The 3677-nt window shown below is 72.9% G+C and carries 4 protein-coding genes; 1 reads left to right on the top strand and 3 read right to left on the bottom strand.

Going from position 1 to position 3677, the window contains the following annotated elements:
• A partial coding sequence (locus O3Q52_RS50500; RefSeq protein ID WP_269655147.1) for a glycoside hydrolase family 26 protein occupies positions 1-1191 on the top strand: 1191 nt, incomplete at its 5' end.
• A 37-nt stretch (positions 1192-1228) separates the two neighbouring features.
• Here the strand turns inward: O3Q52_RS50500 and O3Q52_RS50495 are convergent.
• The 3 genes from O3Q52_RS50495 to O3Q52_RS50485 form a co-directional block, all read right to left on the bottom strand.
• The gene (locus O3Q52_RS50495) at positions 1229-2371 is read right to left on the bottom strand and encodes a GNAT family N-acetyltransferase (protein WP_269655146.1); all 1143 of its coding nucleotides are present in this window, start codon (positions 2369-2371) and stop codon (positions 1229-1231) included.
• A complete protein-coding gene (locus tag O3Q52_RS50490; protein WP_269655145.1) occupies positions 2368-3024 on the bottom strand; it encodes a lipopolysaccharide biosynthesis protein in 657 nt (218 codons plus the stop codon). Before O3Q52_RS50490 ends, O3Q52_RS50495 begins: the two co-directional genes overlap by 4 nt.
• Positions 3021-3677: glycosyltransferase (locus O3Q52_RS50485; protein WP_269655144.1), on the bottom strand; the 657-nt coding region annotated here is incomplete at its 5' end. The genes O3Q52_RS50490 and O3Q52_RS50485, both read right to left, overlap by 4 nt.

Raw genomic sequence — 3677 nt, 5'->3', positions numbered from 1 at the left:
CCGCCCGCTCCCACCGCCGACGTGGCGCCCGTGGCACCGGCGCAGCCCGTCGCCCCGGCCACGCCCGCGACGGCCAGCCCGACCACTCCGACCACTCCGACCACCCCGACCACCCCAACCACTCCGACCGCGACGCCCGCGAAGGAACCCGGGGGGCCCGCCTTCGGCGCCTACCTGGACTACGGCCCCCGTGGCGTGGCCCGGATCGCCGAGCTCAGCCGCTGGCTGGGCGGCGCCGACCTGCGCGTGGCGCACACATATCTGCCCGGCGACCGCTGGAGCAACATCGAGGGCCTGCCCGGCTTCCTCGACACCTGGGCGGACTGGCAGGCGAACGAGGACGACCGGCTCTTCGTCCTCAACGTCCCGATGCTGGAGCGCAACGAGGAGAACGTCTCCGACGCGGAGGTCCGCTTCCAGCTGCGCCGCGGCGCGGCCGGAGACTTCGACCGCCACTTCCGCAAGCTGGCCGAGCGGCTCGTCGACCTGGATGCGCCCGACACCGTCATCGTGCTCGGCTGGGAAATGAACGGCACCACGTACACCCATCGCTGCGGCCCTGACCCGGAGGCCTGGAAGAAGTACTGGAACAGAATCGTCACCACCATGCGGGCGGTGCCGGGGCAGAAATTCCGGTTCGACTTCGCGCCGAACCGCGGCCGGGACGCCATTCCCTGGACCCAGTGCTATCCGGGCGACGACACCGTCGACATCATCGGTATGGATTCGTACGACCAGCCGCGGGGCCAGTCATTCGACGAGGCCGTGTCGGAGCCCTACGGACTTCAGGCGCACGTCGACTTCGCGAAGGCCCACGGAAAGCCGATTTCCTATCCGGAATGGGGACTCTTCCGCAACGGCGACAACCCGACGTACATGAAGCGCATGCTCGCGTGGATGGACGAGCACAAGCCGCTGTACAACACGCTCACCGACTACTGCCCGCACGGCGTGTGGCAGTGCGGGGACAACCCCAAGGCGTCCGAGATCTACCGGGCGGCGCTCTTCGGCCGCACCGACACGACACCGCTGCCCAAGCCCACCGGCCCGACGCCGAAACCGACCCCGGTGCCCAGGCCGACGCCGCTGAACCCGCCCAACTGCTCGCCGCTGGAGCTTGGCGACTGGGTCGAGTACTGGCTCGGCGGGAAGCTCTGCCTGCGCTTCGACTGGTGGTCGCGCCACCGCTGACCGGGCATCCGCCGACCGGGCGGTGGCGGCGGGTCGGTCACGGCCTGCCGCCACCGCGTTCCCTCCAGCCGTGGAAGCGGTCGAGCAGTTCCTTGCCCCGGCTGCGGGCGGCCACGTCGCACACGGCCGCCGACATCAGCGGGGCCGTCCGCCGCCGGGCGAGCAGGAAGCGCTGGTTGACGACGGGCTGGGGCCGCCAGTGGTGCTTGTAGGGCTCGTTGCCGCGCAGCAGGCTCAGCACCCGGCGGCCGCCCGCCTCGGTGTGCTGGGCGCAGGCGTGCAGCAGCATCGTCGCGACGTCCGCCTTCCGCTCGCGCAGCTGCGGATGGGCGCCGTACAGGTAGCCGCCCGCCAACTGCCGTGACAGCAGAGTCAGATCGACCGCCATCACGGTGTCGCCCAGCCGGAACTCGGTCACCACCGCGTCCCCGGCGTCGACCATCGGCCCCACCGACCGGACCAGATGCTCGGCGAACCGCTCCTGCAGATGCTCGGTGGTCACCTTGCGGCCCTGCCACTGGAGCCGGTGCAGTTCGAGGAGCCGGTGCAGGGCCGCGCCCACCTCGTCGGGGCGCACGGCACGCCGTTCGACGCCCAGTGAGGTGAGCTTGCGCAGCTTGGCGCGGACCCGCTGCTGGGCCTTGGCCGTCGCGAGCCGTCCGATCAGATCGTCCATCGACGCGCCCGGCAGCTCCAGGCACAGCGAGTCCAGCACCCGCCGTCGCGGCCCGCGCCAGCTCGCGTAGACCCGCTCCACCGCGCCGCCGGGCCGTACCTCGCGAAAGTCGATCAGCGCGGTGCGGGCGGCCGTTGCGAGGCCCTCGGCGAGGGCGGCGGCCGCCCGGTCGGTCCGCTCGCCGTCCTCGATGAGCACATCCCCGAAGTCGGAGATCGACCCGCCGAGCGGCACCAGGGCCGGCCACGGCTGCCGTACGAGCATCAGCGGGGCGGCGGCGACCAGCTCACCGCCCTCGCGGACGAGGACGAGCCGGAGCCGGCCGGGTCTGCCGTACGAGAGCCACCAGGAGTGCAGCCAGGCGTGGCTCTGGAACGGGGTCGCCGCGCCGCACCGCCGGTACAGCCGCCCCCACTCCTCGGCCAGCCGGCCGAACTCCCGCTCGTCCGTGCACAGTTCGGTCACCGCCGCGCCGGTCGCGGCACCGGTCACCGTGCCGTTCACAGCTGCCCGTGGACGTCGGCGGCGGTGGCCGGGCCGGGCACCGACGCTGTGGGCGAGACGTCCGAGGACCGGCGCGGCCGGACCAGCAGCGCCAGCCCGCCGAGCAGCCCGCCCGCGCTCGCGCCGACCAGCCCGGTCACCGTCGAGGACGCCGACGACGCCTCGGTGGGCTTCATCGCGCGGGAGAACTGCAGCAGCTTCACACGGGTGCTGTCCTCGGCGGAGTTGGCGTGCCGGGTCAGCGAACGCGACACGGCGTTGGCCATGTCCGCGGCCAGGTCGGGACGCGCGGAGGTGGCAGTCACGGCGACCATCGGGGCGTCCGGCGAGGTCGCCGTCTGCACGCTCTCGCGCAGCGTCGACACCGGCACGCCCGCCCACACCTGGGCGTCCCCGAGGACCGCGAGCTGGGTGGCGACCCGGCCGTACGCCTGGGCGAAGCCGAGTGCCGCCGTCGGGTCCGACTTCTCGGTCGGGACGGCGATGACATAGCTCGTGGCCGAGTACTGCGGTGTCTTCAGCTCGCCGTACGCGCCGCCGAGCAGGCCGCCCAGGACGGCGCCCGCCGCCAGCAGGGACCAGGGCGGCAGCCCTTTGGCACGGACAAGTGCCGTCACCGGCCGGCCGGTTGTACGAGTGGGGTTTTCGGTCATGCGGAACTCACTCCCAGAGTTGCGGCCGTGTAGATGTCCATGAGCCGGTCGGCACTGCGGGCGATGCAGTAGTGGTGGGCCGCCTCGGGTGCCGAGCGCGGCCGCGGGCCCTGAGCGCGCACCTGCCGCAGGGCCCGTACGAACGAGTCGGCGCCGCCCTGGACGCGCCGGGCGAACGGGGCCGCGCCCGGCGGCAGGTCGTCGACGGCCGGGCAGGAGACGTAGAGCACGGGCAGGCCCGCCGCGAGCGCCTCCACCACGGCGAGACCGAAGGCCTCCTCGGCGCTGGGCGAGGCGAGCGTGTCCATGGCTCCTATCAGGGAGGGCAGATCGAGACCCGAACCGCCTTGTGGGACATCGGTGTTGGGGCGCTCACCGGTGAACAGCACCCGGTCGGCGACCCCCGCGGCCTGCGCCGTACGCCGCAGCACGTTCTCCTCCGGGCCGCCGCCGACCAGCAACAGCCAGACGTCGTCGGGGAGTTCGGCCAGTGCGCGGACGAGCACCTCGAAGCACTTGCCGGCCGTCAGACGTCCGACGCCTCCGACGACGTACGCGCCCTGCGGCAGCCCGAGCCGCCGCCGGGTGCTCTCGCGCCGGGCCGCGTCGAAGCGGAAGCGCGCCACGTCGATGCCGTTCGGTACGACCTCGAT

The sequence above is a fragment of the Streptomyces sp. ActVer genome (assembly GCF_027270795.1).
GTDB classification, from domain to species: Bacteria; Actinomycetota; Actinomycetes; order Streptomycetales; family Streptomycetaceae; genus Streptomyces; species Streptomyces umbrinus_A.
The sequence above is the reverse complement of the archived record's forward strand: the minus strand, read 5'-3'. Positions and strand labels throughout refer to the sequence as shown.